Source organism: Streptomyces agglomeratus (assembly GCF_001746415.1).
GTDB lineage: Bacteria > Actinomycetota > Actinomycetes > Streptomycetales > Streptomycetaceae > Streptomyces > Streptomyces agglomeratus.
Genome location: NZ_MEHJ01000001.1, coordinates 7520460 through 7545738, shown reverse-complemented (window position 1 = coordinate 7545738; position 25279 = coordinate 7520460). Strand labels below are relative to the sequence as shown.

22 protein-coding genes are annotated in these 25279 nt (G+C 70.5%); 6 read left to right on the top strand and 16 right to left on the bottom strand.

The annotated features are described in order from the left end of the window. The first annotated feature begins 110 nt into the window (after positions 1 to 110). Positions 111 to 1451 carry a S1 family peptidase gene (locus tag AS594_RS33025; RefSeq protein WP_069774989.1) on the top strand — a complete coding sequence of 447 codons (1341 nt, stop codon included), beginning with the start codon at positions 111 to 113 and terminating at the stop codon, positions 1449 to 1451. A gap of 133 nt (positions 1452 to 1584) precedes the next feature. Here the strand turns inward: AS594_RS33025 and AS594_RS33020 are convergent, their stop codons facing one another. The 5 genes from AS594_RS33020 to AS594_RS33000 form a co-directional block, all read right to left on the bottom strand. Then, positions 1585 to 3417: an urease accessory protein UreH domain-containing protein gene (locus tag AS594_RS33020; protein ID WP_069935692.1), complete on the bottom strand. Its 1833-nt coding sequence runs from the start codon at positions 3415 to 3417 to the stop codon at positions 1585 to 1587. After that, positions 3414 to 4826, bottom strand: a complete 1413-nt coding sequence (locus AS594_RS33015) for a tetratricopeptide repeat protein (RefSeq protein ID WP_079148071.1) — start codon at positions 4824 to 4826, stop codon at positions 3414 to 3416. Before AS594_RS33015 ends, AS594_RS33020 begins: the two co-directional genes overlap by 4 nt. Before the next feature lie 83 nt (positions 4827 to 4909). Next, on the bottom strand, positions 4910 to 6460 hold the full coding sequence (locus AS594_RS33010; protein WP_069774996.1) for a DUF4331 domain-containing protein: 1551 nt from the start codon (positions 6458 to 6460) through the stop codon (positions 4910 to 4912). Positions 6461 to 6845: 385 nt separating this feature from the next. Next, positions 6846 to 7835, bottom strand: a complete 990-nt coding sequence (locus AS594_RS33005; protein ID WP_069930947.1) for a BtrH N-terminal domain-containing protein — start codon at positions 7833 to 7835, stop codon at positions 6846 to 6848. 209 nt (positions 7836 to 8044) lie between these two features. Beyond that, positions 8045 to 9028, bottom strand: a complete 984-nt coding sequence (locus tag AS594_RS33000; protein WP_069931981.1) for an aldo/keto reductase — start codon at positions 9026 to 9028, stop codon at positions 8045 to 8047. A gap of 99 nt (positions 9029 to 9127) precedes the next feature. On the opposite strand from AS594_RS33000, the gene AS594_RS32995 reads away from it, so the two are divergent. From AS594_RS32995 to AS594_RS32980, 4 genes are all read left to right on the top strand, one after another. Beyond that, complete coding sequence (locus AS594_RS32995; RefSeq protein ID WP_069931982.1) at positions 9128 to 9730, top strand: TetR family transcriptional regulator; 603 nt, start codon at positions 9128 to 9130, stop codon at positions 9728 to 9730. A gap of 161 nt (positions 9731 to 9891) precedes the next feature. Next, on the top strand, positions 9892 to 10788 hold the full coding sequence (locus AS594_RS32990) for a DUF817 domain-containing protein (RefSeq protein WP_079148792.1): 897 nt from the start codon (positions 9892 to 9894) through the stop codon (positions 10786 to 10788). A gap of 204 nt (positions 10789 to 10992) precedes the next feature. Continuing rightward, positions 10993 to 11451 (top strand): nuclear transport factor 2 family protein, encoded by a 459-nt coding sequence (locus tag AS594_RS32985; RefSeq protein ID WP_069775088.1) that lies wholly within the window; start codon positions 10993 to 10995, stop codon positions 11449 to 11451. 324 nt (positions 11452 to 11775) lie between these two features. Then, positions 11776 to 12693 carry an NADP-dependent oxidoreductase gene (locus tag AS594_RS32980; RefSeq protein WP_069933760.1) on the top strand — a complete coding sequence of 306 codons (918 nt, stop codon included), beginning with the start codon at positions 11776 to 11778 and terminating at the stop codon, positions 12691 to 12693. A 257-nt stretch (positions 12694 to 12950) separates the two neighbouring features. On the opposite strand, the gene AS594_RS32975 is transcribed toward AS594_RS32980, so the two are convergent. From AS594_RS32975 to AS594_RS32940, 8 genes are all read right to left on the bottom strand, one after another. Further along, positions 12951 to 13613: an HAD family hydrolase gene (locus AS594_RS32975; RefSeq protein WP_069931983.1), complete on the bottom strand. Its 663-nt coding sequence runs from the start codon at positions 13611 to 13613 to the stop codon at positions 12951 to 12953. 65 nt (positions 13614 to 13678) lie between these two features. After that, entirely contained in the window at positions 13679 to 14383 is a 705-nt protein-coding gene (locus tag AS594_RS32970; RefSeq protein ID WP_069775011.1) for a GntR family transcriptional regulator, read from the bottom strand. A 135-nt stretch (positions 14384 to 14518) separates the two neighbouring features. Then, entirely contained in the window at positions 14519 to 15520 is a 1002-nt protein-coding gene (locus tag AS594_RS32965) for a proline racemase family protein (RefSeq protein ID WP_069931984.1), read from the bottom strand. Positions 15521 to 15556: 36 nt separating this feature from the next. Next, positions 15557 to 16468 (bottom strand): dihydrodipicolinate synthase family protein, encoded by a 912-nt coding sequence (locus tag AS594_RS32960; protein ID WP_069931985.1) that lies wholly within the window; start codon positions 16466 to 16468, stop codon positions 15557 to 15559. A gap of 87 nt (positions 16469 to 16555) precedes the next feature. Next, positions 16556 to 18016, bottom strand: a complete 1461-nt coding sequence (locus AS594_RS32955; protein ID WP_069935691.1) for an FAD/NAD(P)-dependent oxidoreductase — start codon at positions 18014 to 18016, stop codon at positions 16556 to 16558. After that, on the bottom strand, positions 18000 to 18329 hold the full coding sequence (locus AS594_RS32950) for a (2Fe-2S)-binding protein (protein ID WP_069933761.1): 330 nt from the start codon (positions 18327 to 18329) through the stop codon (positions 18000 to 18002). Before AS594_RS32950 ends, AS594_RS32955 begins: the two co-directional genes overlap by 17 nt. A gap of 77 nt (positions 18330 to 18406) precedes the next feature. Next, positions 18407 to 19582, bottom strand: a complete 1176-nt coding sequence (locus AS594_RS32945; protein WP_069931987.1) for an NAD(P)/FAD-dependent oxidoreductase — start codon at positions 19580 to 19582, stop codon at positions 18407 to 18409. A gap of 57 nt (positions 19583 to 19639) precedes the next feature. Next, entirely contained in the window at positions 19640 to 21991 is a 2352-nt protein-coding gene (locus AS594_RS32940) for a collagenase (protein WP_069935690.1), read from the bottom strand. A gap of 484 nt (positions 21992 to 22475) precedes the next feature. On the opposite strand from AS594_RS32940, the gene AS594_RS32935 reads away from it, so the two are divergent. Beyond that, positions 22476 to 23156 carry an HAD family acid phosphatase gene (locus AS594_RS32935; protein ID WP_069931989.1) on the top strand — a complete coding sequence of 227 codons (681 nt, stop codon included), beginning with the start codon at positions 22476 to 22478 and terminating at the stop codon, positions 23154 to 23156. Between the two features lie 309 nt (positions 23157 to 23465). Here AS594_RS32935 and AS594_RS32930 read toward each other — a convergent pair whose 3' ends face one another. The 3 genes from AS594_RS32930 to AS594_RS32920 all read right to left on the bottom strand — a co-directional run bounded on the left by AS594_RS32930 (position 23466) and on the right by AS594_RS32920 (position 25266). Beyond that, a complete protein-coding gene (locus tag AS594_RS32930) occupies positions 23466 to 24392 on the bottom strand; it encodes an anti-sigma factor RsbA family regulatory protein (RefSeq protein ID WP_069935689.1) in 927 nt (308 codons plus the stop codon). Continuing rightward, complete coding sequence (locus AS594_RS32925; RefSeq protein ID WP_079144278.1) at positions 24392 to 24685, bottom strand: STAS domain-containing protein; 294 nt, start codon at positions 24683 to 24685, stop codon at positions 24392 to 24394. The genes AS594_RS32930 and AS594_RS32925 overlap by 1 nt, the downstream gene beginning before the upstream one ends. Before the next feature lie 203 nt (positions 24686 to 24888). Then, the gene (locus AS594_RS32920; protein WP_167368064.1) at positions 24889 to 25266 is read right to left on the bottom strand and encodes an STAS domain-containing protein; all 378 of its coding nucleotides are present in this window, start codon (positions 25264 to 25266) and stop codon (positions 24889 to 24891) included. Between the last annotated feature and the right edge of the window lie 13 nt (positions 25267 to 25279).

The following is a 25279-nucleotide window of genomic DNA, read 5'->3' as shown; positions in this document are numbered from 1 at the left end:
AGAGCGAGCGCGTCGGTGAACGTGCCCGCACGACGGCCCGTATGGAAGGGGGACCGCTCTCTGCGGCCCCGACGTTGGTGACGTCGTGTCGGAACTGCTGTGAGGTACGGATGAGGCACGCGCGACGCAGATTGCAGAGGCTGGCGCAGGTGGCCGCCACGGGCGGCATACTCTGCGGCGGCCTGATGATCACGACCGCGACGGCGGGCGAGCCGACCGCCCCCGCCGGCCGCGAAGCGACCGGGGGCGGCGCCACCGCCCGGCCGGACGAGTTGGGCGCGAGCCTGGTGGCGCGCCTCGGCACCTCTCGTACGGCGGGCACCTGGATCGGTTCCGACGGGCTCCCGGTCGTCGCGGTGACCGACGCGGAAGCGGCGGCGGAGGTCGGACGCGCGGGAGCCCGCGCCAAGGTAGTTCCCCACAGCATGCGGCAACTGCGCTCGGCCACGGACGCGCTGCGTTCCGCACCCCGGGTGCCCGGCACCGCGTGGGTGATGGACTACGCGTCCAACAAGGTCGTGGTGCACGCCGACAGCACCGTCTCGTCCGACGACTGGTCGCGCATGTCCGGGCTCGCCGAGGATATCGGCGGGTACGTGGAGATGCAGCGCACAAAAGGGTCCTTCACGACCCGAGTGAGCGGCGGGGCCCCGGTCTTCGCCGGAAACGGGCGCTGCTCGGCCGGCTTCGACGTCACCGACGGCCGTAAGAAGTACATCCTGACGGCAGGGCACTGCGGTGCCGTCGGCACGACCTGGTTCCAGGACGCGCAGGGCGCGGGGCGCGTCGGCACGACGACCGCGAGTAGCTTTCCCGGCAGCGACTTCTCCCTGGTCGAGTACGAGAACGGCGAGGCGTCCAGTGGCGGCAGCGCGGTGGCGATCGGCGGTGGCCGCGAGGTGCGCATCACCGGGGCCGCCGATCCGTTCGTCGGCCAGCAGGTATTCCGCAGCGGCAGTACGACGGGCGTGCGGGCGGGCCGGGTGACCGCGTTGAACGCGACGGTGAACTTCCCCGAGGGCACAGTGACCGGGCTGATCGAGACGACGGTGTGCGCCGAGCCGGGCGACAGCGGTGGCCCACTGTTCGCGCGGGGGGTTGCGCTCGGCGTCACGTCGGGCGGCAATGGCGACTGCACCACCGGAGGTCTCACGTACTTCCAGCCGGTGACCACGGCGACGGCTGCTCTCGGGGTGCGTGTCATCGGCGCCACCACGGCGGCCGAAGACGGCCGGGGCGTCGCGGCGCCGCCGCCGGGCGCCGGCGCCACCGCCCTGCCGGAGGCGACGGGAGGTGTACGACTGCCTGCTTGGACCGGCGTCCCGCGCGGCTACGTGCCGGGGCTGCTCGTCGCGGCCGTGAGCCTCGTGGGTCTGGTGGCGACCCGGTGGATCCGGTCGGCTCACGACCGCAGGAGCTACCGTCGGCAGTACTCCCAGGCTTGGGGCTGATTCCCGGCCGGGGGTTCGCCTGCCCCGTCTTCAGCGAAACAGGGCTACCGGCACGCATTCGCGGCCGGTAGCCCTGTTTCGCTGTCTGCCCTGCCCGCCGTACGGGAGCGTCTCTGCCGAGTACGGGGGCTTCTCAGCCGAGCGCTGTCGCAGCACCTCGGAGCAGTAGTCCGCATCCCAGCACGAACACCACGGCAGCCGTGCCGAGCGGGGCGGCACGCTGAGCCCGCACGAGGAACCGGCCCCGCGGCCGCCGCGTCAGCCTGCGCGCCGTCGTCTCCCTCAGCCGCACGGCCGCGAACCCGGCGCCCGTCAGCGTGAGGGCCAGGCCGGCTCCGTAGGCCAGGACCAGCAGAAACCCGAACCATGCCTGGCCGAGGGCAGCCGCGCCGACCAGGACGACGACGGCCGACGGGCTCGGGACCAGCCCGCCGGCGAACCCGAGGAGTACGACTCCGCGCAGGCCGGGGGCGGGAGGGAGGTGGGAGTGCGTGTGGGAATGGGGATGCGGGTGGGAGTGGTGCGGGTGGCTGTGCCCGGGGGAAGCCACCGGAACGGGTTCGTCGACGTCTGCACTCCCCCGGTCGTGCTCCTGCTCCTGCTCGTGCCCGTGCCCGTGCCCGTGCTCGTGCCCGTGCTCGTGCTTGTGACTGGGCTTCGCCGGCGGCTGTACGTCGGCGGCGAGACCGGGCACGGCGGACGTGGAGGAAGCCACCGAGACAAGCGTCCGTTCCTCGGCGTGGACAGGAACGGCGTCGGCGTCGTGGCTGTGCGCGGGGCCCTGCCCGTGCGGGTGCCCGTGCCCCTGCGTATGGACGTGGGTATGCCCATGCCCATGGCTGTGGCCGTGGGTGTGTGGCCTGTGGCGCTGTCTCCACGCCCTGCGCAGCAGCAGCGCGCCCGCCACCGCGACCAGGGCGCCGCTCGCGATGCCCAGCCACGAGACGACGGTGGGCGCCGCGGCCGACCCCGCCGTGATCAGGGCGCCCAACGCGAAGACGCCCAGGGTGTGGGTCATCGTCACCGACAGCCCCAGGCCGACCATGTCGCGCACCGAGCTGCGGCCGCCCGCGGCGGCCGCGGCCGCCATCATCGTCTTGCCGTGGCCCGGTGCCAGAGCGTGCATGGCTCCCAGGAACAGGGACATGCCGAGTGCGAGCGCCGCGAAACCGGCGGTCAGTTCGTGCCGGGCGACGAGGCCGGTCAGCGCCTGCGCCCAGCGGTCCGCCCCGCGCGGCAGTACGCCCGCTGCCGGGGAACCTCCGCCGTCGTCCCCGCCCGAGACCAGCGCCGGTCCCCCTGCTCGTACCGTGAGGGCGGCCGACCGTACTTCGGGCGGCGTGGAGAGCACGTCGCCGGGATACGCGGTCAGCCGGCGCGAGAGGGACTTCCCCGGCACGTCCGACGCGGAAAGCGTCATGCGGTCACCCCGCGCGGTGATCTCCCGCCACCCCGCCGTCGTGGTGACACTCGCCGGGCGGTACGCCAGTCGTACGCCTCCCTCACGCGGCAGCGGCGCCGTCAGCGCGCACGTCACGCGCAGTGTCTTCAACCCGGCCTGCCCAGGTTGTACTTGAGCCTTCGCGCTGCCCGCCGAGACGGGTACGGTTCCACCGCCCGCCGGACCGCCCCCCGTGACCGAGCCCTTGCCCTTGCCCTTGACCGTGAGCCGGGCGTCCCGGGCCGCCGCCTCGCACCGCGTCCGGGCCCAGGCGGACAGCTCGGCCGACCCGAGATCGTCGTCTCCGTCGGCGTCGATTCGGCCGCGTTCGCGGGCGGCCGGGATCTCCGCCAGGTCCTCGACGTGGTCCACCGCGAGCTTCCCCGGCGCGACGACGAGGCCGTCGTACTGGCTGACGGTGAAGTTCCCCAGCGGGTGCGCTTGAGCCGCCCCGGCGGGCAGGACGGCGAGTGCCGCTCCCGCCGTCAGCGTGACGAGGGCGGAAGCGGCGGTGCGGCGCTTCACGACGTCCCCCCGATCCGCTTCAGCGCGGATCGCGCCTCGCGTGCCCCCGTGGGTGAGAAGCCGGGGTTCAGGTCGAGCGCGGCGCGCAGATGCCGCCGCGCGGCCTTGTCGTCTCCGAGGGCGTGCTCGATCATCCCCCGATGGAAGAGGAAGGAAGCGTTCCGATACCCGGGCTTCGAGTCTGTCGCCTTCTGGGCGTAGGTCAGCGCCTGCCTGTCCTTGCCGTTCACGTGCAGCGCCCAGCCGAGCGCGTCCGCCGTGTGGACACTCTCCCGGCGCGACCATTCGGCGCGCGCCGCCTTCAGCGCCCCGGCGGCGTCGCCGTGGTCCGCCTCCACGAGTGCGGACTCCAGATCGGTGGCGACGCCCTGGGCGCGGGCCAGTCGGGTCCACGTACGGACGAGCCCGTACTGTTCCCCGGCGCGCTCGCGCCGCCCGGCCGCCTCGTGCAGTTCGCCGAGCGCGGCCAGTTGTCCGGGCAGCGGGTAGCGCCGTACGACCTCTTCGAGATCGCCGAGGGCCCGCTTCGTGTCGCCCTCGGCGGCGTACGCGCGCCCCCGCCCCTCCCGCGCCGGTACGTACCCCGGATCGGCGCGCAGCGCTGTCGCGTAGTGGGACCGTGCTCGCCCGTACTGGCCCTGGGACGAGGCGAGTTGTCCGAGCGAAGTGGCCACGTACGCGACATCGGGCGGTGCGGACGCGGACTCCAGCGCGCGCAGCAGCACCCGGCGCGCTCCCTTCGTGTCGCCGAGCAGTTCCCGTACGTACGCGTACCGGGTGAAGACGGGGATGCCCGGCCGGCGCCGGTCGGCGAGCTCGACCGCGCGCCACGCCTCGTCGTACCGGCCGAGCTCGACCAGGGCGTCGACCCTGCTGCACAACGCCCGTTCGCTGTACGGGTTCACCCGCAGCGCCCGGTCCGCCTCGTCCAGCGCGGCGGTGAAGTCGTGCCGGGCGGCGGCGAGCGCCGCCCGGCCGGCGAGGGCCGCGTCGTTGTCGGCGGCCGGGCGCAGCTTCAGCGACCGGCCGAACGCCTTCTCCGCCCGTGGGTACAGCGTCGGGTCGCCGCTGGTCCGCGCCTGTTCGACGTACGCCGCACCCAGGGTGGCCCAGCCGCCTGCGTCCTTGGGCTGTCTGCGCAGGTGCCGGTGGAGGGCGTCGACCCCGCGCCCGAGGTCGCCGGCCGCCAGCCGCTCGACGGACACGTCCGCCGCGAGGACCGGCGTGTCCCGGCCGGTCCGGTCCGGGCCACCGTCGGCCCCGATCGCCACCGAGGTGGCGGTGAGGCCCACGGCCATCGCCAGGAGCGCCGCGATCCGCCACCGCCGTGGTCCACGCCGGCCCTCGGGCGGTCGCTCCTGACCTGGCTCATGCCGTCGCGGCACGAACTGCGGCTTCCGTACGGGCATCTGTCTCGCCTTCCTCGGCCTTCAGGGGGATGTTCTCCGCGGGGCGGCCCCGGACCGTGCCGGCGCCGCCCCGCGGACGGGGTTCAGCCGAGCCAGGACCGGCGTGCGGGCCGGCGCCGGGAGCGCACGTACGACATGCCGAAGCCGACGAGCAGCACCCCGACGGCCCCCGTCAGGGCCGAGGCGAGCATCACCGTGTTCTCGCCCCACGAGGACGTGAGGGCGGCCGCGCCGCCGGTCAGGCCAGTGGCGTCGGTCTTGGTGTCGACGTCCGCGCCCTTGCGGGTGTCGGAGCCGGCGGTGGGCAGGGCGACGTACGGGAAGGTGTCGCCGAACTTCTTGTCGTTGGCGTCGACCGCGTCGCCCAGGTCGTTCTTGGCACCGACGAGTTCGCCCTCGACGGTTTGCAGCGCGATGTCGAGAACGTCGTCGGTGAGCCGGCGTCCGTTCGGGAAGCCCGCGTTGTCGCCGTCCAGTACGCCGAGCCGCTTCGGCTCCGCCACCGGCTTGACGGAGGTGTTGAGGCGCAGCATCTCCGACGGGGTGACGTTGGGCGGCTGGTTGAGGTCCTTGACTCCGGTCAGGAACACCGAGACGAGGTCGTCGCGGGGCTCGGCGGGAGCCTTGATCTTGTGGATGGCCTCGACGAGCTTCGGCAGCTCCGGTTCGGTCACGTTTTTGAGGAAGTCACCGTCGTTCTCCGGCGAGGAGGCGTTGAACTTGTCCTTGTCCTTGACCGGGTTGACGACCTCGTTGACCAGCGGCATGCCGAGCCGCGACACGCGCGTCCAGTGGCCGGAGGCGCTCTTGCGTTCGGTCGTCGCGTAGATGCCGACGACCGGCTGCTCCTCGGACTCGCGGATGTACGAGGTCGGCACCTGGAGGGCGATCGTGTTGACGTTGTAGCCCTTGAGCGTGTCGTTGCCGACCTCCGACAGGTCACCGCCGTACAGCAGGTCGAAGACCCGCAGGTCGAGGAAGAACGGGTCGTCGGCCTGGCCCGCGAATGCCTTCAGGCCGCCGGGGACCTTCCGCACCGCTTGGTCACGCAGCTTCTGGTAGTCGGGCATCGACGCCTTGCCGACGTTCGAGGGGGCGACGGGGAGGTTCTTCGCGACCTTGTGACGCGAGACGGCCTTCCCCTTCTCCATGCGGAGCAGCTCGATGTCGTACGTCTGCGTGAAGTTGAGGTCCGGATCGTCCAGGCTCTCCACGGCGCCCGTGTTGTAGAGGAAGGTGTTCTCGTTCTTGCGGTGGTCCTTGAACGTGAAGCGGTACAGCAGTTCGTCCTGCGCGTCACCGTCGCTGTCGATGTGGAGGTCGTAGCGCGCGTCGGTGGCGAAGGGGTAGAAGTTCGGGCCGCCCGCCGGTTCCTGGAACGGCAGCAGGTTCGCCACCAGCGTGGTCGAGTCGGGGTGGTCGGGGCTCACGAACGCGTACACGTCCGTGGTGTCGAACTGTGGCTGTCCCGAGATCAGCGGCGCCTCCCGGTGGCTGGAGGCGGTCGCCGTCCGTGGCTCCAGTACCGCCACGCCGGCCGCCGCGAGACCTCCGCCGGCCAGCGCGCCACAGGCGAGCAGCGCGACGCTCCCCCGCTTGCGCCACGTCCACACGCTTCTCCTGATTACGCCCATCTCGCCCGTCCTTCATCCGTCGTCTCATCCGTCCCGGCTTGCTTGTACGTCCAGTACGTGCGGGGCGGCCGTCTTGTTCGGTCTCGACGGCTGAAAGATCGACGGGTTTCTCTGACGGCATGTCACCCAAGGCTCGCCGGGGCGCTCGACGGCCCCCCGTCGCACCCCCACTGACCAGCCGGTTACGGCCTTCGGCGGTCCCCGGTCCCGCCTCGCGGCGTGTCGGCCGGCGATCCGTCCGGCGGGCGAGACACGGTGGACGTCGTGCACGTTCCGGGCGGGTCCTGAGATCACACTGCCAGCTCGGCGAGTCGCACGCCGCGGTAGGCCCACGGCGACTGCCCTCCTCGGCCCGGTCCGCTGCCTCACGTACCGCCAAATCGGCTTATTGCGGCAGCTGACTCAGCGTTTGCATCGCGTCGCGCTCGATGCGCGCGAGCGTCCGAAGAACCGTGCCGGCCTGCGCGAGAGGCGCCGCTTCGCCGGACTCGCCCGCTGTGGTGATCAGCGCGGCCACTTCCGTCCAGAGGGTCGCGGCCTCGGTGTAGAGCGCGTGACCGGTGCGCAGGCGACCGTCGTCGACCAGCTCGGCGCACTCCCCGAGGAAGTCCCGGTAGAGGTTACGGAACAGGGCGCCGCCCGTACCGGCCCTCTCCATGAGGAGGGCGGCCTGCGGTAGATCGTTTTGCGGGCGATCGGTGCGTTGCAGCCATTTCGGCACCTGTTCGGCGGCCTTCTCGATGCCTCGGTAACCGAGGTTCGCGATGGGCGGATTGAGGAAATCGTCGGCACAGGCTTTGATCGCGGGAACGATCCGGTCCTCGGTGCGGGGCAGTTCGCCCGGTCCGGTGATGGTGAAGGACCGGTTCTTCGCGGTCATCGGGCCGCGCTCGGCCCTGGCCTTGGCCAGGCTCGTGAGGCTGGTGGTCACCGCTCCACCCTGCTGGCCGGTATCCACCAGGTAGGCGTCCTGTTCGTCGTAGCCGTACATGGCCACGACATGGCCGCCGAAATGCACCTTGGACCCGAAGTACTCCAGGTGGTAGCTGTCCAGCTGAATGCCGGCCGGCCGACCCGCGTCGATGGGGGCCGCCACGTTCTCCCAGGCTTTGCGCGGGCTGGTGGTCTCCTTGACCAGCAGCTCCAGCCCGAGCGCGGTGGTCAGATTCCTGGTGAGTTCGAACGGCTTGACCCGGCCCCCGAGGAAAGGAAAGCCCATGGCTGCGCTGTCCCAGTAGATGAAGGACAGACCGGAGCCGAGCCCGAACATCATGGGCTCCGACAGGTCGAGTCCTTCGTGCCGCAGCAGCACCCCGAGGGCTGTCGTCTCACAGTGCTGCATGCCACGAGCCTCGATGTCCTTCACCATGGTCACCATGGTCATACCGCTCTCTCCTCGACAGTAGGGACGATCAACCGGGTCAATGGTTTCACCCGCCGCGTCCCAACGGATCCGGCCGAGGAAGCAGGGCGGCCGGGGCCCTGCTCAGGCGGAAGCGACTGCGGTCGGCGCTCACCCTCGGGCCGAGCAGGTCGTCCAGCGGTTCGTCCTGGTGGCGGACGGGTCCGGCCACCGCAGACGGATCAGCCGTTCAGTGCCTTCATCAGCTCGGGGGCGTAGCGGTCGCCCGAGGCCACTCCGTGCGGGGCCACGGCGTCGATGGCGGCCAGGTCCGCGTCGGTGATCGTCACAGCCGTGGCGGCGACGTTCTCCTCCAGGTAGCGGCGGCGCTTGGTGCCCGGGATGGGCACCGCTCCCTGGCGCAGGGTCCAGGCCAGGGCGAGCTGCGAGGGCGTGACGCCCTTGTCGGCGGCGAGGCGGCGCACCCGGTCGACGACGGCCAGGTTGCGGTGGAAGTTCTCGCCCTGGAAGCGGGGGTCGGTGCGGCGGAAGTCGTCGGCGGCGAAGTCGTCGAAGGTGGTGATGGCGCCGGAGAGGAATCCCCGGCCGAGCGGCGAGTAGGCGACGAGCCCGATGCCGAGCTGACGCAAGGTGTCGAGAACACCGTCGTGCTCGATCCCGCGCTCGAAGAGGCTGTACTCGGTCTGTACGGCGGCCAGCGGATGTACGGCGTGCGCCCGGGCGATCGTCGAGGGGGCGGCCTCGCACAGGCCGATGTGGCCGACCTTGCCGGCGGCGACGAGCTCGGCCATGGCGCCCACACTCTCCTCGACGGGCACGTTCGGATCGATGCGGTGCAGGTAGTAGAGGTCGATGTGGTCGGTGCCCAGATGACGCAGGGAACGGTCGGCGGAGCGACGGATGTAGTCGGGCGTCGCGTTGTGGCCGCGGAAGTCGCCTTCGTCGGTGAATTCGACACCGGTCTTCGTGGCGATCACGGCGGACGCGCGGCGGCCGGCCAGCGCCTTGCCGAGAAGCTGCTCGTTACGGAAGGGACCGTAGCCCTCGGCGGTGTCCAGGAGGGTGACGCCCAGCTCCAGGGCGCGGTCAATGGTGGCGAGCGACTCGGTCTCGTCGGTGGCTCCGTAATGAGCGCTCATGCCCATCAGGCCGAGGCCCTCGGCGCCGACCTTCAGTCCCTGGGTGCCCAGTGCGCGGATCTCCATCGCGTTCTCCTCAATAAGTAACTAACTGGATAGTTAGAGCATGCACCACAGCTCCGCTCGATGTCAATAACCAGATAGTTACTTGCTAGGCTGCGGCGCATGGCACGGGATTCCAGCGCAACCAAGGCCCGCCTGCTCGACGCGGCCTTCTTCGAGTTCGCGACGTACGGCATCGCCGGTGCGCGGGTGGACCGCATCGCCGATGCGGCGCAGGCGAACAAGCGGCTCATCTACGTCTACTACGGGAACAAGGAGCAGCTCTTCGACGCCGTGCTCCAGCGGGCGCTGGAGACGGGCTCGGAGTCCGTACCCTTCGACGTGGATGATCTGCCCGGCTACGCGGGGGCCGTCTTCGACCACCTCGTCGAGCGGCCTTCGCTGATGCGCCTGGTGCTGTGGAAGCAGCTGGAGCGTCCGACGCCCACGGACACGGAGGCCACCTCCTACCAGGGCAAGATCGCTGCCGTGAGGCAGGCGCAGGAGGCGGGCCGGATCGACGCCGGGTTGGACGCCACGGACGTGCTGACGCTGGTGATGGGGCTGTCGCAGGCGTGGTTCAGCGCGGTGGGCGGCCCTGCGGCGGGCGAGACGGGCAGCGCCGACTGGCCACCCGAGCAGCTCGTCCGCCATCGGACGGCAGTGGTGGAGTCCGTACGCCGGATCACCGCACCGCAGGCGAACGGTGAGACACGGACCGGCTGATACCGGGTGTTTCTGCTCGACATGCGCCGTCGTTGCGGGCGCCGTCGCCGGCACGATGCTGGCGGTACAGGGCGCGCCGGGGCCGTCGGAACCGGTGTGTGCTTCGTGTCTCGCCGTGCAACCACGCTCCCCCGGTCGGGCGTCTCGTCGGTGTGACATCCATGCAACACGCGTTTCGGCAGGTTTTCCTTTTCGGGTGGCAGCAGGCGCGCTGCTGCGCCTTCGCGGTGGCGCTCGTCGGTGGTGTGGCCGTTTCGGGTCTGTTGCCGGAACTTCCCGTAGCGCGCTACGACCTGCTGCTCGGTTACGGCGTGCTGCTGACGGTGCTGGCCCGCCGGCTGGGATGGGACACCGCCCGGGACACCGCGGTGATCGCCGCCTGCCACCTCATCGGGTTGCTGTTCGAGCTGGTCAAGGTGCACCTGGGTTCCTGGAGCTACCCCGAGGACGCCGTCACCAAGTTCGCGGGTGTGCCGCTGTACGGAGGATTCCTGTACTCCGCCGTCGGCAGCTACGTCTGCCGGGCCTGGCGGCTGATGTCGGTCGAGCTCACCGGTTACCGGCCGCGCGTGATGGTGCCACTGGCCGCTGCCGTCTACGTCAACTTCTTCAGCCACCACTGGCTGCCCGACGCCCGTTGGGTTCTCGCCGGTCTCATCCTGCTCGCCACCATCGGGACCTCGGTCAGTTACGCGGTGGGGCAGCGGCGATACCGTATGCCGCTCGCCCTGAGTTTCGTACTGATCGGTTTCTTCCTCTGGATCGCGGAGAACGCCGCCACCTACGTCGGAGCATGGAGCTACCCCGATCAGCTCCATGGATGGCAGCCGGTCTCCCCCATGAAGATCGGTGCCTGGGCGCTGCTGATCAGCGTCACCTTCGTCCTGGTCGCCGGACGCCGCCGCGCGGCCCAAGGCACCGCTTCGCCACCTCGTCCGGCTCTCCCCCGCTCGGAGGCCGCACCCGGCGTTCCCCGTAGCCTGCCCGCACACCCACAGACCGCTCCGCCCGGTCTTCGGCACGAACCGTCACGCACCCCGGAGTCACGCAGCCACTGATCCCGTCGGCCAGAGTGTGCGGGGTGGTCGCGCGCACTCGGGGCCGCGAGTCCGGACGCTGGGTCGCCTTCTTTCAAAACCTGCGCGCAGTCGCTCGCCCGCACTACCTCCGAGGTAATCGACCGCCCTCCCCATCCCCGGCAGTATCAAGCACATCGACGGGAACCCCCGCCGGGATCCGGCCGCAGCCGCGAGGAGAGCGCCATGTCCGTCAAGCCCACCGCCACCACGGCGAGTTCAGCCACCACCGATGGTTCCGACGCCGACGCCACCCGGGCCGTCGTGCAGGAGTTCCTTGCCGCCCGGGTGGCCGGGGACACCGGGCGGCTCGTCGAGATCTTCGCCGACAAGGTCGACTGGCTGCTCGCCGAGAACCCCGCCGTCCCGTGGATCCGGCCCCGGTCCACCGCTGCCGAATGCGCCGCACAGTTCACGGAGTTGATGGAGTACACCGTGCCCGACGACGCGCGCGCCTCCGTCGACACCTTCCTCGTGGACGGAACAGACGCCGTCCTGACGGGGCACCTTTCAGGGACCGTACGCGCGACGGGAAAGACTTTCGAGGGCCCGTTCGCTCTGCACCTCACCGTCGAGGACGGCCGTATCACCCGGCACCACCTCTATGAGAACAGCTTGTCGATCGCCGAGGCGTGCGCCCCGTGAGGACGCGGGCGGCCGGTCCCCGAGGACTGCTCGGCGCGGCCGGCGTCGCGGGCCGCGCACGCGGGTCCCGGCAGGACTGCCGGGTCGCCCCAGCAGCAGCACGGGCGAGTCACACAAGTCCTGACGGTCCTCCCGAGGCACGCTGTCCCCGGCCGTGGTCCGTCCTCCGCACCGCCCGTTTCGCCGTCGCCCTCCCCGGCAACCCATAAGCAACGATCACCGGGCCGGGCCCGGAGAACCACTGACGAAAGGCGCACCATGGGACACGACGACGCGGGTACCCCCGACAGCGGCAGTGGCAGCAGCAGCGGCAGCGGCAGCGACATGAGGGCGATGACGTACTCGGCCTTCGGCGGTCCGGAAGTTCTCGCAGAGACCCGGCAGCCGCGCCCCAAATGCGGACCCGGTGAGATCCTCGTGCGTGTCCGGCGTGCGGCGGTCAATCCGGTCGACTGGAAGATCATGGCCGGGGGGCTGAAGGACCTGATGGAAGCGTTCTTCCCCGTGGTGCCCGGCTGGGACGTCGCTGGAGTCGTCGAGCAAGTGGGTATCGACGCGTCCGAGTTCTCGGTGGGGGACGAGGTCATCGCCTATGCGCGCAAGGACTACGTGCACGGCGGGACTTTCGCCGAGTTCGTCACCGTCCCCGTGCGCGCCCTCGCCCGCCGGCCCGCGTCCCTGACCTGGGACCAGGCCGCGGGCCTGCCGCTGGCCGGTCTCACGGCGTACCAGGTGCTGACGCGCCTGGGAACCGGTCCGGGTGACACCGTACTCATCCATGGCGCCGCCGGCGGAGTGGGATCCCTGGGGGTGCAGATCGCACGTACGCGCGGCGCCCGGGTGATCGGTACCGCCTCCCCCGCCAACCACGAGCGGATCCGGGAGCTCGGCGGGGAGCCTGTGGCGTACGGCGAGGGAGTCGTCGAACGTGTCCGGGCACTGGCGCCGGACGGAGTCGATGTCGCCGCCGACTTCGTCGGCGGGGTCCTGGACACCACACTGGCCGTCCTGCGCGAGGGCGGCCGGCACGCGTCGATCGCGGACGGCTCCGTCATCGACTCCGGCGGGCAGTGGATGTGGGTACGGCCGAGCGGCGCCGACCTGGCCGAACTGGGAGCTCTCGCGGACGCGGGGAAGCTGACGGTGCCGGTGGCGCGGACCTTCCCCCTGGAAGAGCTGGCGGACGCCTTCGCGTTGAGCCAGTCAGGGCATGTCCACGGGAAAGTCGTCGTAGCCGTCTGACCCCGCATCCCGCATCCCGCATCCCGCAGATGTCCCCGCAACCCCGAGACCCACACCGTCTGCGGGCCCTGCGGGCTCGGTTCGACGCCGATGCGGCCGACAGCATGCCCGGACCCGGGACCCCTGTTTCGCCGCCGGCAACGCAACGGCACCTGGCAGCGCCTCTTCGTCCAGCTCCAGGCAAAGGCACCGAGCTGTGGCCACGAGGTACGACAGGCTCGCGGTCCGCCACGAGGCGACCGTCGTCGTCGCTGCCGTCAACGAGTGGCTGTGACCAAGCGGCTCAAGGCGGGGAGCACGCCGCGCAGGTCGCCGCCGTCCACGGTGAGGGTCGCGGCCGCCCGCGCTCCCGCCGAGGCGTTGAACGCCACGCTCAGCGCGACGGAGGCGAACAGGGGAAGGTCGGAGCGGCTGTCTCCGACGGCCCCACACGAGCGGGGAGCCAACCCCAGCTCCCGGGCTTGCGCGAGGGCGAAATCCCGTTTGTCGTACTCGTCGAAGTGGCGGGCGACGCGACCCGTGAACCGGTTGTCGACGGTTTCCAGCCGAGGCCCGCTGAACGCGTGGAAACCGAAGCGGTCGGTCAGGTAGCTGCCAACGGGCGACCAGGCCAGAGTTGCCAGCACGGGCACCAACCCGTTCCGCCGGCACCAGCCCACGGTCTCCGTGATGCCCGAAACCAGGGGAAGCCCGTCGAGCCAGCCAGAGACTCGTTCTTCGGGCACGCCCACCCAGCCCTTGGCATCCAGCTCGGAGACTTGTCGATTGTTCAGGTCACCGGAGGCGTAGGCATCCTCGGCCTTTGTCAACTCGTCCCGGTGACCGAGGAATCCAGACAGAAAGGCCGACGAACTCGTGCCCGGGACCAGGGTGCCGTCGACATCGAAGAACACGGCACCCACATGATCGGATGAGAACATCGGCCAAGGATCCCACCGCCAGCGAGACTGGATCGAGGGTGCCCCGCATACTTCCGATACGCGGCTTAAATGCCGCCGAGGCGGCGCTTCGGGCGCGGTTCGACCGGTTCGTCGCGGGCCTGCGCCCACAGGGACCGGACATGGCCGAGATGACGTGCCATGCACGCCTCGGCGCCCACCTCGTCACCGGCCGTCATCAGATCGAGCAACTCGTGATGCTCCTCGGCGGAGGAGACCAGCAGCCCTCGCTCGTCGAGTCCCGTGAGGCCGTACAGCCGGGAGCGCTTCCGCAGATCGCCCACGGTCTCCACCAGCCGGTCGTTGCCGGCCAGACCCAGGAGCGTGAGATGGAAGCGACGGTCGGCGTCCAGGTAGCCGATGAGATCGTGGTTGCGGGCACTGGTGACGATCTCCTCCGCGATCGGCCGCAGTTCCTCCAACCGCTCGGGGGTCGCGATTTGCGTGACCTTGCCGACGGTCGGGATTTCGATCATGGCGCGCAGTTCCGTGTACTGGTCGAGGTCGCGCTCACTGACCTCGGTGATGCGAAAGCCCTTGTTGCGTACGGGTTCGACCAGACCTTCACGGGCGAGATCGAGCATCGCTTCGCGCACGGGGGTGGCGGAGATGCCGAAGTCGGCGGCGAGAACGGGAGCGGAGTAGATGGTGCCGGGGCGCAGTTCACCCGCTACGAGAGCGGCTCGCAGGGCGTGGGCCACTTGATCGCGCAGGCGATCCTGGGCGGTGATGAGATGTTTCAGGTCCCCCATGGCACTTCCTCCGTGGTTCCGCGAGGTGCCAGCGTACAATGTCACGTTTCGCAGTCCGGTGCGATCGTGTGACGCGGGGGGCACGACGGGTCATTGACACGTCGGCAGGTTGACACGCGGTGGCGCGTACGAGGGTCACAGGAGGAAACCTCCCGGGAACGGGTCCGTGGGGTCGAGGAAGTACTGGGCGGTGCCGGTGATCCAGGCCCGCCCGGTGACGGTCGGGATGACCGCGGGCAGGCCGGCGACAGTCGTCTCCCCGATGAGCCTGCCGGTGAACCGGGTACCGATGAACGAGTCGTTGACGAAGTCCTGGTCGAGTGGGAGCTCGCCGCGGGCGTGCAGTTGCGCCATCCGCGCGCTCGTCCCCGTACCGCAGGGGGATCGGTCGAACCAGCCGGGGTGGATGGCCATCGCATGCCGGGACAGGGAGGCGTCAGAGCCGGGAGCGGCGAGGTAGACGTGCTTGATGCCGGTGATCTCGAAGTTCTCGGGGTGGACGGGCCGGTCGGCGGCGTTGATGGCATCCATGATCGCGAGCCCGGCGGTGAGCAGGTCGTCCTTGCGTGCGCGGTCGAAGGGCAGCGCGAGGGCGTCCAGCGGCACGAAGGCGTAGAAGTTGCCGCCGAATGCGATGTCATACGTGACGGTGCCGTATGCGGGTACATCGACCTTGCGATCGAGCGCGACGGAGAAGGACGGCACGTTGGTGAGGGTGACGGTCTTCGCCGCCCCGTCCTCGACCCGCACGTCCACGCTCACCAGACCGGCGGGGGTGTCCAGCCGCACCGTGGTGACCGGTTCGACGACCGGCACCATTCCGGTCTCGATGAGAACGGTGGCGACCCCGATCGTGCCGTGCCCGCACATCGGCAACAGCCCGGACACCTCGATGTAGAGAACCCCGTAGTCGGCGTCCGGCCGGGTGGGCGGCTGGAGGATCGCCCCGCTCATCGCGGAGTGGCCGCGCGGCTCGTACATCAGCAGGGTCCGGATGTGGTCGAGGTGCTCGATGAAGTACTGCCGGCGCTCGGCCATGGTGGCACCGGGGATGACGCCGACACCCCCGGTGATCACACGGGTCGGCATGCCCTCCGTGTGCGAATCGACCGCATGGTAGATGTGACGGGTACGCATGGGGTTCCTTTCTCCGGTCCCGTTCGCCGGTGCCGGTCAGTTGTGGCCTTCGGCCAGCGCCTTCTCGGTGGCGGCGCGGACCGCGGCCGCGGTGTCGGCCGGCAGCGGGAAGCGCGGCGGCCGTACCGGGCCGCCGGGGCGCCCCGCGAGGTCCATGGAGAGTTTGATTGCCTGGACGAACTCGGTCTTCGAATCCCAGCGCAGCAGCGGATGCAGTGACGTGTAGAGCGGCAGGGCGGTGGCCAGGTCCCCGGCCGCCGCGGCTCGGTAAAGGGTGACGCAGGCGGACGGAAGGGCGTTGGGGTAACCCGCGATCCAGCCGACAGCACCCGCAATGGCGAGTTCGAGCAGGACGTCGTCCGCACCGATCAGGAGGTCGAGGTCCGGGGCCAGTTCAGCGATCTCGTAGGCGCGCCGGACGTCGCCGCTGAATTCCTTCACCGCCACGATGCTGCCCTCTTGGTGGAGCCGCATGAGGGCCGCGGGACTCAGATCGACCTTCGTGTCGTGCGGATTGTTGTACGCGACGACGGGCAGGCCGGTCCTGGCCACCTCGGCGTAGTGGGCGCGGACGGCGGGTTCGTCGGCCCGGTAGGCGTTGGGGGGCAGCAGCAGGACGGAACCGGCGCCCGCGTCAGCGGCCTGCTCGCTCCAGCGCCGGGCCTCGGCGCTGCCGTACGCGGAGACACCGGGCATGACACGCCCGCCGTCGCCGGCCGCCTCGACGGCCGTACGGACCACGCGGGCGCGCTCCTCGTCGGTCAGTGTCTGGTACTCGCCGAGGGAGCCGTTGGGCACGACGCCGTCGCAGCCGTTGGCGATCAGCCAGGCGACGTGTTCGGCGTACGCGTCGTAGTCCACGGAGTGGTCGTCGCGCAGGGGAAGGGTGGTGGCGACCATGATCCCGTGCCAGGGGCGAGCGCGGTGGTCGGCAGACTCAGCGGTCATGACATGACTCCCTAGTGTGAGGTGTGACATTTTACTGAGGGGTGTGCCCAGCCCACAAGGCCGCCGCCGGTCCGCGGGCACTGTTGATTATTCGTCAGGAGGCAGCTGTGCCAGGGCCTTGAGAGGAACGGGGCAGGAAAGCGGGCGGCGGTCCGCCAGCAGTGCTCCGCCTGCCAGACAGGCCACAGCGGGCCCGCACATGCGGCCCTGGCACCAGCCCATTCCGGCGCGCGTCAGCAGTTTCACGCTGCGGGCGTCCCGCGCTCCCAGCTCCGCCACGGCCTCCCGGATGCGCGCCGCCGGGACCTCCTCGCAGCGGCACACGTCGGTGTCGTCGTCCAGCCAGTCGGTCCACCCGGTTCCGGGGCGGTGCGCGGCCGCCATCGCATCGGCGAAGGCCCGCAGCCGTTCCCGGCGGCGGACGAGCGCGGTGCGCCGGCCGCGAGGTGTTGCGGTCAGCTCGTACGCGACGGACGCCGCTGCCAGTTCGCCCTCTACGAGCGCCAGTTCCGCCCCGCCGATGCCACCGGCCTCCCCCGCCGCCCAGATCCCCGGCACGGAGGTGCGCTGGTCGGCGTCGAGGTCAAGGGCCGGCGTGCCGTCGGGGCAGCTGCGGACGGCGCATCCGAGGGCGGTCGCGAGTTCCAGCTGGGGCACAAGACCGTGCCCCACGGCCACCGCGTCGCAGGGGACGCGCCGTCCCGAGCCCGGAACGGGCCGCCAGTCGTGGTCGAGGCGCGAGACGGTTACGGCCCGGACCCGGTCGGCGCCGTGGGCCTCGGTGACCGCGTGCCGGGACAGCAGCCGTACGGACCGGCGGAGCAGGCCCGCACCGAAGGCGGCTCCTTGCGCGAGCTTGCCGGGATTGCGTACGAGAGCGGGGAGTTCACGCGCGTAGGCGAGATAGCCGGACGCCTCGACGACGGCCGGGACCCGCGCCCCCGCAGCGGCGAGCGATCCTGCGACCGCGAGAAGCAAGGGACCGCTGCCCGCCACGACGACCCGCCGTCCGGGCAGCACCAGTCCGGATTTGAGCATGGCCTGCGCGCCGCCGGCTCCGATCACTCCGGGGAGTGTCCAGCCGGGGAAAGGCAGTTGGCGCTCGTAGGCACCGGTGGCGAGCAGCACGGCGGACGCCCGGACCATGGCCGGGGCTTCCTCCGGGCCGACGACGGCATGCAGCCGCCAGGCCCATCGGCCTCCGGGCCCGTCAGCCTCCCCTTTCCCCTCTCCCTGCCCGTCTGCCTCCGCGTCGCGTACGACGGTCCACACATGGTGCGAGGCCAAGTAGGTGACACGTCCGGCGCGTTCGTGCTTTCGCAGGCGTGCGGCGCGCCCGGCGAACAAGCGCCAGCCGTGGTGCAGGGCCTCGGGCCTGGCGGCCCCCAGTCCGGGGGCCGGATGGCGGTAGTACTGCCCGCCGGGCCGCTCGCCGGCGTCCAGCAGCGTCACGTGGAGACCGAGGTCCGCGGCGGCAACGGCGGCGGCGAGCCCGGCGGGCCCGGCCCCGACGACGGCGAGGTCGAACCGATCAGACGCCGAGGTCACCGTGGCCCGTCCCTTCCTGGGTGGTGATGACGTCGCCGGGGCGGGCGGGGAGCAGACAAGCCCGCTGGTTCGGCCGGTTGTTGACGGTCGCCAGACAGTCGTAGCAGGAGCCGATCCCGCAGAAGGCGCCGCGCGGGGAGCCGCCTTCGCGCGTCGTGCGCCAGGCGAGGATGCCTGCCGCCCACAGCGCGGCGGCGACGCTCTGCCCGGGCAGAGCGGTGAGCGGCCGGCCGTCGAAGGAGATCTCGTACGCGGGCCCGGGAACGGCCCGTACGAGGGCGGCGGGCGAGCGTCCGCCTCCGCGTCGGAACACACCGCGCGGTACGGGTGCGCCGGGGCCGGGAGTCACGGTGAGGCCGGATGGCCCGGTGCGGCCGGGCGGCTCGGTGGTCAACGGTCGGCTCCTTGCCGGTCGGGTCCCGGGAAGCGCTCCGGGCGGAACGGATGCAGGTCCAGCACCGGCGGCTCCCCACGCAGCGCGGCAGCGATCAGCAGTCCGGTGGCCGGGGCAAGCCCGATGCCGGCCCCCTCGTGGCCGCATGCGTGGAAGAGCCCCGGCACGCGCGGGTCGGGGCCGATGGCCGGGAGGTGGTCGGGAAGGTAGGGCCGGAATCCGTGGTACGCGCGCATCACCCGGACATCCGCGAGAACGGGGAAGAGTGCTGCGGCCTGGGCCGCGAGGCGGCGCAGCCCCTCGGTGGACAGCGTGCGGTCGAAGCCGACGCGCTCGCGGGTGGCGCCGATGAGAACGGGTCCCGCCGGGGTGCCCTCCACCACCGCCGAGGACTGGAGTGCGGCCGAACCGGAGGCGACGTCAGCGATGTAGTCGGCGGCGTACACCTTGTGGCGCACCACGCGGGGCAGGGGTTCGGTGACCAGGACGAAACCGCGGCGGGGCAGGACGGGCAGTTCGGTGCCGGCCAGTCCGGCGATGCGCCCGCCCCATGCTCCCGCGGCGTTGACCACGGCGGGGGCGAGCAGGTCACCGGCGGGGGTACGGACGCCGCGGACTTCGCCGCGCGGACCGGTGAGAATCGCCGTGACGTCCTCGCCGAGCCGGATTTCGGCGCCGGACCCGGCGGCGGAGCGGAGCAGTTGGGCGGTGGCCCGGGCGGGCTGGACCTGGGCGTCCTGGGGGTAGTGGAGGCCGCCGGCGAGGCCCGGGGCCAAGTGGGGTTCGAGGTCCTGGAGGCGGTCGGCGGGGATCTCGCACGCCTCGACGCCCGCCGCGCGCTGGCCGTTCGCGAAGGTGCGCAGGGCGGCGAAGGCGGCCTCGTCGGGTGTGACGACGAGGCCGCCCTTGGGCTCGTACTCGGTCTCCGGTGGGAGAACCTGGGCTAGTTCGCGCCAGAGCCGGGTCGACAGCAGCGCGAGGTCGAGCTCGGGGCCCGCCCCCTTGTCGGAGACGAGGAGATTCCCTTCCCCGGCGCCGGTGGTGCCGCCGGCTACGGGGCCGCGGTCGACGACGGTTACGGCGAGTCCTGAGCGGCTCGCGTAGTAGGCGCAAGCCGCTCCGACGATGCCGGCGCCGATGACGACGACGTCCGGGAAGTGTCTCGTGGGCACAGCAGTAATATGTCACATTGCTCTTTGCCCGCCAAGGGCTTCGGAGCGAATGGGATCTCAGCTGCGCAGCGGCCCTTCGCAGGCGTAAGGAGACGTGCCCGCACGGCCGTTGGACCAGATCGCGACAGCCCCGAAGGAACAGTTCATGTCCTCGAAGTTGTCCCCGCCGCTCTCACTCCGCTCCAGGACGAAGTAGTCGACGGTCTCCGACATGTCCTTGAAGACGAGATCAGGGCTGGTGGCGTCGCTGAGGTTGGCGGTGATGCGACCGGTGCACACGAATCGGCGCTTGCCGGTGGTGTCCGCCGTGTCCTTGCACTCCGGCGTGGACTGGGTGGCGGAGGCGAAGGCCGACCGGATCTGCTCGGCCGTCGTATGCCGAAGTGAAGCGGTCGGCAGGAACGAGGTGTTGGGTACGAACAGCTCGTCCACCTTGGCGATCTGGGCGTCGAGGAACGCGTCGTACGCCCGCTGCAACGCGGCGTCCGAGCCCAGCCGGTCCCGCCAGGCGTCGAAGGCCGTCGGATCGTCGGCGCGCAGGTGCCGGTACATCTCCTGGAGCAGCGCGGGCCGGTCGCGCCACAGGAACTCGAAGAAGGTGCCCGCGTAGGAGTAGAAGCGGAAGCCGTCTCCGTCGTACGTGGCGTGCAGCAGCTGATCGACGGTCATCCGGGGGCCGCCGCCGGCCGTGTCGTTGATGACGCCGCGGACCAGCGACTTGCGGACCGCGACGCCGTCGTCCCGCGTCGCGCCGTCGAAGAACTCGGCCGTGCCTTCGTCCATCGCGGTCGTACGGTCACCGGTGTACCAGGCGCCCTCACCGAAGTAACCGGGGACGGCGAACCGGCCGTTGAGGTAATGCACGTACTCGTGCCGGAACAGTTCCTCCAGCGTGAGGGAAGAGTCCTGCGGCACCCGGCGCTGGTAGGTGTAGAACGTCGCACCGCGTTCGATGTAGACGCCGCCGTTCTCCGTGCCCATACCGGTGAGGATCGGGTGGTAGATCTCGTAGTCCTTGCGGGACGCGTAGAGCACGATGTTGAGCGACGTGTTCGTGTCGCCGGTCAGCGGCTGCTCCGTGCCGAGCACCCGGTGGAACTGCGCCTTGACCTGTTTGCTCGCGTAGTAGAGCTGGTCGACGGTGGCGCGGTCGAGAGCGGTGCGGACCTTGATGGCGCCGTTGTCGTAGGTGTACGTGTTCGGGAAGATCCGCCGCTCGATGTCCTCCGTGCACACCTTGTACGGCGCGCACGCCTCGTAGTAGTTGAGCCAGGAGACGGTCTTCCCCCAGGCCTCGCTGCCCAGGCCGAAGTTGCGCTCGGTCGTGTCCAGGAGCGCGCCGAGGTCGGGCACGATCGCGGTCTTGAGCGCCGCTATCTGCCCGAAGCGGCCGAACTCGCCCACGGCGTCGCGCACGACCCACTCGTTCACGGTGCCCTTGAGATGGACGTGACCGGCGAAGGCCTTGAAGGCGTCGCGGTACGAGGCGTTCTGTGTGACCACCGTGTGGAAGGCGGTGTCCTTGTTGCCGGGGTAGACCCCCAGGTAGTTCACGGAGAGCGCGGCCAGAGCCGCGTTGCCCCAGGCGGAGTCCTTGTTGGTGTCCGGGTGGTACCGGTCCATCGTCGCCAGCACCTTCTTGATCAGCCCCAGCTGCGAGTGACGCAGGCCGGGGGCGCTGGCGGCGTAGAGCGCCTCGCGCAGGGTGTCGGCGTTGGCGCGGGTGACGTGGAAGGTACGGGCGGCCGTACCGAAGGCGTTGACGGCGCGGCGTATCGCTTCGACGGTCGGTGTGTCGGTGAGGTCGATCTCCTCACGCGAGAAGTCGTGGTACGCCACGGCGTGCAGGTAGGTGAACATCTCGTACAGGTGGGCGGTGTTCTTCCCGTCGTGCGACGCGGCCAGCGCGGATACTCGGCGGGCGACGGCTTGGACGTGGGCGTCCGACATGACCCGGGCGAGCCTGGCGTCCCAGGTCCAGATGAGCGTGCGCAGGCAGCCGTCGGCGGTCACCGCCGGGTCCGCGAGGAAGTCGGTGAAGCCCTCGGGGTTCAGGCCGGCGACACCGTCGAGCGTGCAGGGCACTCCGGCGGCAGTGGCGGCGGTGCGGGACGCGGCGCCCGGGGCGGTCTGTGGTCCCGGGACGCGGCCCGACACGATGCGGCCGTCGCCGGGGGCCGGGGCGGGGCGCGCGACGGCCTTCGGGGCCCTGGCCAGCCGCTGTACCTCGTCGAACGGGTTGTCGCCATGAGTGACGGGAGCGGCCGCCGCGGCAGGCCGGCCGCCGAATGCGGCGGAGGCGTCCTGCGGGTCTTCGGACGCCTGGACGGTCTGCGCGGCTGTGGCGAGGAGCGTCGTCGCGATGGCGCCGGCGAGCAGAGAGGTGCGCACGCTTCTGAGCTGGAACACCGGTGACTCCTGTGTGGGAGGTGAGAGAAGGGGGGTGACAGCGGTGCTGAGCGATGAACGGCCGTGCTGTACACGGGAGTTGACGGATCAACTCGCTGCGATGTGACCCGTAACATAGTAATGTGAAATTGCACTGACAACCCTTGTGCACCCCTGAATCTCGGCAAGCCCGCCTCCCGGGACTCCGAACCGGCCCCGGCGCAGGCGGATTTGCGGCTCGTGAACGATGCCTGGGAGATGGGCAGTTGCAGCTCACGCCGATGGGCCATACCACCACCGGCTTCACGGACGCAGCACGCGCCCCGGCACCTTGGCACACCAGCATGGCGAGCGGCTGGGCGAGGATGCGAAGAATCTTGCTACCGACCAGTAGAAAGAAGGTCGCCGACCACTCATCCTGGGGCGTGGACATGTCACTTCAGGGCTCGCCCGCCATCGGGGGGTGAGCCTCCCGTGAACGGTGATCCAAAGGAGCGAACCCCCCATGCGTGTACGCAGATGGAGAACCAGAGCAGCCGCGTCCCTGTCCGCAGCGGCTCTCACAGCCGCCACAGTGGTCGCGTCCGCCACAGCCTCCGCCGCTTCGGCTCCCGCCCAGGAAGCCGCGGTGCTCAGCCCCGCAGCCGCCGCCCCTTCCCAGCACCTGGACACCGCGGCGCGGTTGTCGGACGTGGACTACGCGACCTGGCAGCGCGATGTGGCCGCGGTTGTCGCCAAGGCCCGTCCGTACATCGAGCAGCGCACCTCGGCCCCCTCCAGCGAGAATCACGCCCTCGTCCTGGACATCGACAACACGTCCCTGGAGACGGAGTTCCACGACTTCTGGAAGTACCCGACGCCGGCGGTGAAGCCGATCCTCGATCTCAGCCGTTTCGCGGACTCGCGCGACGTGGACGTGTTCTTCGTAACCGCCCGGCCCGGGATCATCGAGTCGCTGACCGAGTACAACCTGCGGAAAGTCGGCTATCCGGTCTCGGGGGTCCACACGCGCAGCCTCCCCGACCTCTTCGAAGAGGTCAGCGCGTACAAGACCGACATGCGGTCGGACATCGAGGACGACGGCTACACCATCATCGCCAACATCGGCAACCGCGACAGCGACCTGGTGGGCGGACACGCCGAGAGGACGTTCAAACTGCCCGACTACGGCGGCCAGTTGTCCTGACCTCACCGCACAGTGGTGGCCCCACTCCATGACCGGCCTGCCGGGTCCGTCTGCGCAAAAGCGCGGGCGGGCCCGTCTCCGTGCAAGCGCGGGCGGGCCGGTGACGACGTCTGCGTGTCCGGCGAATTCGTCAGCCAGCCGGATGACGGCCGTCTAAGTCCAGGCTCCGATGATGCGTTCGGTGGGGTCCACGACGCCATAGTGCAACGGGGAGCGCTGACAGACCGGCGGGGCAGCCCTTCCCGGGCCCGCCGCTGCCGCGGTTGCCGCCTTGTCGCCTGAGCAGCCTTACTCAGGAGTCGTCAGCGGTCAGCGGCTGATGTAGCAGCGGATCGCCGTACCGTCGGGGCCGGTGTGGATGCGTACGAGATCGGACAAGTAGTGCACCAGCAGCAGGCCACGGCCGCCCTGCTGGTCCCGCGTGGCTGGGCGGCGCCCGGCCAGCGGATCGCTCAGGTAACCGTGGTCACGGACCTCAAGGACTACTTGGTCGGCGTCGGACCATACCCGTATGGTGCCCGAACCCCCGCCATGGACGACGCTGTTGGTCGTCAACTCGGCCACGATCAGGGCAACGTCCTCCAGCCGGATACCGGACAGGCCGAGCTCTGCCGCCCGCTCGACCGCGAAGTGCCGGGCACTCGGCAGCCGGTCGGCGTCATAGCCGAGTTCCTCGCTCGCCGCCGCTTGCGCCAAGGGCTGGTTGTAGTGCGCCACCACACGCGCGGGTGCGTAGGCGGTGCTGCGCCGCTCCTGGCCGCCGGAAATGACGACGGGGTGGGTGGCGTACGCGTCGGCGAGTACCTGCTCGTCGAGGCGTGCGGCGTCGTAGGGGCACAGGATGGTGACTTCCCGGCCTTCGAACGCAGGGTTGATCAGCGCCTCGTGCTGGACGCACGCCGGATACTCCACGCTGCTGCGGCCGACCCAGATCGGCTCACCGATGATCCGTACCCGCGTATCGCGATGGGCGTCCGCGAAAGCGCGCAGCACCTTCGGGATGATTCGTCCGGGGTTGCGTCCCGCCTCGGTCATGTCGAGGAACCGTACGTCCGCGGCGTCGTCGCCCAGGGCCGTCTTGAGGATCGCCAGATTCGGGCCGGGCACGGCGACCGCCACCGGCTCACCGGCTCGCAGACCGTCCTGGATGAAGGGCACCGTACCGTGCAGGTACTCCTTCTCGCCCCGGTAGAACAAGGCGGGATGAACGAACGGTTCGGCGGTCTGCGCAGTCATCACGCCACCACCTCGACGGTGGGCAGGTCCGGCCAGAACATGTCCAGCACGCGCCGCAAGGCGGCAGGCGGCTCTTCAAGCACGATACGTCGACCCTCCGGAAGGCCCTGGGCGGCCGCCGCCAGAGCAGAGACACCAGCCACGTCGACGAAGGTGATCGCGGAAAGCTCCAAGTGACATGCCTCTTCGTCGCTCAGGGCAAGCTGGTGCAGCGCCTGTTCCCAGGCCGGGCGTGTGATCAGACTGATCTCGCCGACCGCTTGCCAGCCTGGCCGGTCCGCCAGCGGATGCACGCGCAAAGCCCCTGTGGACCGGGCCGACGACGCTGCCCACGCATCCGCCTCCCCTGACCTGTCCACACCATCGCCCCTTGATTACCTGATGTCCGAGTCCCCAGTATCCCCCACCCGCGAAGTCGCGTGGACGGGGCCACCACGAAACGGCAGCGAAACCTGCACCTTTGACCACGCTCGGTCCGGTGTACGCGTGGGCTGTGTCAGCTCGGCCGGGGGGCGGCAGGGGTACCGGCGAGCAGCAGGCGCGCCTGCTCGACGGTGGAGGCGATGGTGAAGATCTCCTGTGCGCCGACCAGTGTCAGCAGGCTGTCGAGACGTTCCGGGACCGCGGCGAGCGCCAAAGCCCCTTCGGCATCCTGGATGGCCTGCCGGGCCACGAGCAGCGCGCTGAACCCGCGTGAGTCGCAGAACGAAACGTCCGCACAGTCCAGCACCACCCGCCGACGGCCGGATTCGAGCGTTTCACCGACCGCTTCGGCCAGCAGCGCTTCGCCGCCCATGTCCAGCTCACCGGCCAGTGCCAGCACCGCATCCCGCTCCACCACCGATCGTGTGATCACGAGCCTCTCCACCGGCACCCCACCACTCCTC

What these genes read in the sequence shown, in the direction of transcription:
- AS594_RS33025 (WP_069774989.1), top strand. Translation starts at nt 111, where the DNA reads ATGAGGCACGCGCGACGCAGATTGCAGAGGCTGGCGCAGGTGGCCGCC.
- AS594_RS33015 (WP_079148071.1), bottom strand. Translation starts at nt 4,826, where the DNA reads ATGCCCGTACGGAAGCCGCAGTTCGTGCCGCGACGGCATGAGCCAGGT.
- AS594_RS33010 (WP_069774996.1), bottom strand. Translation starts at nt 6,460, where the DNA reads ATGGGCGTAATCAGGAGAAGCGTGTGGACGTGGCGCAAGCGGGGGAGC.
- AS594_RS33000 (WP_069931981.1), bottom strand. Translation starts at nt 9,028, where the DNA reads ATGGAGATCCGCGCACTGGGCACCCAGGGACTGAAGGTCGGCGCCGAG.
- AS594_RS32995 (WP_069931982.1), top strand. Translation starts at nt 9,128, where the DNA reads ATGGCACGGGATTCCAGCGCAACCAAGGCCCGCCTGCTCGACGCGGCC.
- AS594_RS32990 (WP_079148792.1), top strand. Translation starts at nt 9,892, where the DNA reads ATGCAACACGCGTTTCGGCAGGTTTTCCTTTTCGGGTGGCAGCAGGCG.
- AS594_RS32985 (WP_069775088.1), top strand. Translation starts at nt 10,993, where the DNA reads ATGTCCGTCAAGCCCACCGCCACCACGGCGAGTTCAGCCACCACCGAT.
- AS594_RS32980 (WP_069933760.1), top strand. Translation starts at nt 11,776, where the DNA reads ATGAGGGCGATGACGTACTCGGCCTTCGGCGGTCCGGAAGTTCTCGCA.
- AS594_RS32975 (WP_069931983.1), bottom strand. Translation starts at nt 13,613, where the DNA reads ATGTTCTCATCCGATCATGTGGGTGCCGTGTTCTTCGATGTCGACGGC.
- AS594_RS32970 (WP_069775011.1), bottom strand. Translation starts at nt 14,383, where the DNA reads ATGGGGGACCTGAAACATCTCATCACCGCCCAGGATCGCCTGCGCGAT.
- AS594_RS32965 (WP_069931984.1), bottom strand. Translation starts at nt 15,520, where the DNA reads ATGCGTACCCGTCACATCTACCATGCGGTCGATTCGCACACGGAGGGC.
- AS594_RS32960 (WP_069931985.1), bottom strand. Translation starts at nt 16,468, where the DNA reads ATGACCGCTGAGTCTGCCGACCACCGCGCTCGCCCCTGGCACGGGATC.
- AS594_RS32935 (WP_069931989.1), top strand. Translation starts at nt 22,476, where the DNA reads ATGCGTGTACGCAGATGGAGAACCAGAGCAGCCGCGTCCCTGTCCGCA.
- AS594_RS32930 (WP_069935689.1), bottom strand. Translation starts at nt 24,392, where the DNA reads ATGACTGCGCAGACCGCCGAACCGTTCGTTCATCCCGCCTTGTTCTAC.